Here is a 1748-nt window from a genome sequence, read left to right on the forward strand (position 1 = left end):
GGCCTCTCGGCGGTGCTGTGGACTCAGTCCGTGCCGGACTCCATCGCGGCCCGGTCCAGCCACGCGTCCTCCTCCGAGACCTCGCCCCGGGAGGCGATGACCTGGGCGCCGCCCTGCGGCAGCTCCGGCATGGTGCCGATCAGTCCGGTCGCGGCGGCCTGGGAGGCGCCGACGGTGGGGCTGCCGGTGCCGATCAGGCCGATGCCGGCGTACTGCTCCAGCTTGGCGCGGGAGTCGGCGATGTCGAGGTTGCGCATGGTGAGCTGGCCGATCCGGTCCACCGGGCCGAACGCGGAGTCCTCGGTGCGCTCCATGGACAGTTTGTCCGGGTGGTAGCTGAACGCCGGGCCGGTGGTGTCGAGGATCGAGTAGTCCTCACCGCGCCGCAGCCGCAGCGTCACCTCGCCGGTGACGGCCGCGCCGACCCAGCGCTGGAGCGACTCGCGGATCATCAGCGCCTGCGGGTCCAGCCAGCGGCCCTCGTACATCAGCCGGCCCAGGCGCCGGCCCTCGGTGTGGTACTGGGCGAGGGTGTCCTCGTTGTGGATCGCGTTGACGAGGCGCTCGTAGGCGGCGTGCAGCAGGGCCATGCCCGGGGCCTCGTAGATGCCACGGCTCTTGGCCTCGATGATGCGGTTCTCGATCTGGTCCGACATGCCCAGGCCGTGCCGGCCGCCGATGGCGTTGGCCTCCATGACCAGGTCGACGGGGGAGGCGAACTCCTTGCCGTTGACCGACACCGGCCGGCCCTCGGCGAAGCCGATCGTCACGTCCTCGGCGGCGATCTCGACCGACGGGTCCCAGAACCGGACGCCCATGATCGGCTCGACGGTCTCGACGCCGGTGTCCAGGTGCTCCAGGGTCTTGGCCTCGTGCGTGGCGCCCCAGATGTTGGCGTCCGTGGAGTACGCCTTCTCCGTGCTGTCCCGGTAGGGCAGCCCGTGCGCGACCAGCCACTCGGACATCTCCTTGCGGCCGCCGAGCTCCGTCACGAAGGCCGCGTCCAGCCAGGGCTTGTAGATGCGCAGATGCGGGTTGGCGAGCAGGCCGTAGCGGTAGAACCGCTCGATGTCGTTGCCCTTGAAGGTCGAGCCGTCGCCCCAGATCTGGACGTCGTCCTCGAGCATCGCCCGGACCAGGAGCGTGCCGGTGACGGCGCGGCCGATCGGGGTGGTGTTGAAATACGCCCGCCCGCCCGAGCGGATGTGGAACGCGCCGCAGGTCAGCGCGGCCAGGCCCTCCTCCACGAGCGCGGCACGGCAGTCGACCAGACGCGCGATCTCGGCCCCGTACGTCTTGGCGCGGCCGGGCACCGAGGCGATGTCGGGCTCGTCGTACTGGCCGATGTCGGCGGTGTAGGTGCACGGGACGGCGCCCTTGGCGCGCATCCACGCGACCGCGACGGAGGTGTCGAGACCGCCCGAGAAGGCGATGCCGACGCGTTCGCCGGCGGGCAGGGAGGTGAGGACCTTGGACATGGAAAGAGTATGTATCACTTTGCATAGTCATGCAAGCCACATATGCGGAATCGCCGTGCCAGGGAATCGCCGTGCCAGGGCATCGACGTCCCGGAACACCGCCGGGCCGGTTGCTTCCGCTTCAGGAACCCGCTGCCTCGGAGCCGCCGAGCGCCCCGAGGATCCGCTCGGCGGCCAGCGTCGGGGTGAGCTCGCCCTCCCGGACCCGCTGTTCCAGCACCGGCGCCAGCGCCCGTACCGCCGGGTCGGCGTGGAGGCGGCCGAGGAGTT

Annotated in this window: 1 protein-coding gene and 1 pseudogene; both read right to left on the reverse strand. The window is 70.8% G+C overall.

The features are described from left to right. Window positions 1-23: 23 nt before the first annotated feature. Window positions 24-1478: an argininosuccinate synthase gene (argG, locus tag ABZ281_RS48180; RefSeq protein ID WP_356665056.1), complete on the reverse strand. Its 1455-nt coding sequence runs from the start codon at window positions 1476-1478 to the stop codon at window positions 24-26. 121 nt (window positions 1479-1599) lie between these two features. Then, window positions 1600-1748: pseudogene (locus ABZ281_RS48185) on the reverse strand (methylmalonyl Co-A mutase-associated GTPase MeaB); the annotation flags it as partial.

Origin of the sequence: Streptomyces sp. NPDC006265 (assembly GCF_040613555.1) — a bacterium.
Taxonomy (GTDB): domain Bacteria; phylum Actinomycetota; class Actinomycetes; order Streptomycetales; family Streptomycetaceae; genus Streptomyces.

Coding starts and splice junctions, on each gene's coding strand:
- argG (WP_356665056.1), bottom strand. CDS start 1,478: ATGTCCAAGGTCCTCACCTCCCTGCCCGCCGGCGAACGCGTCGGCATC.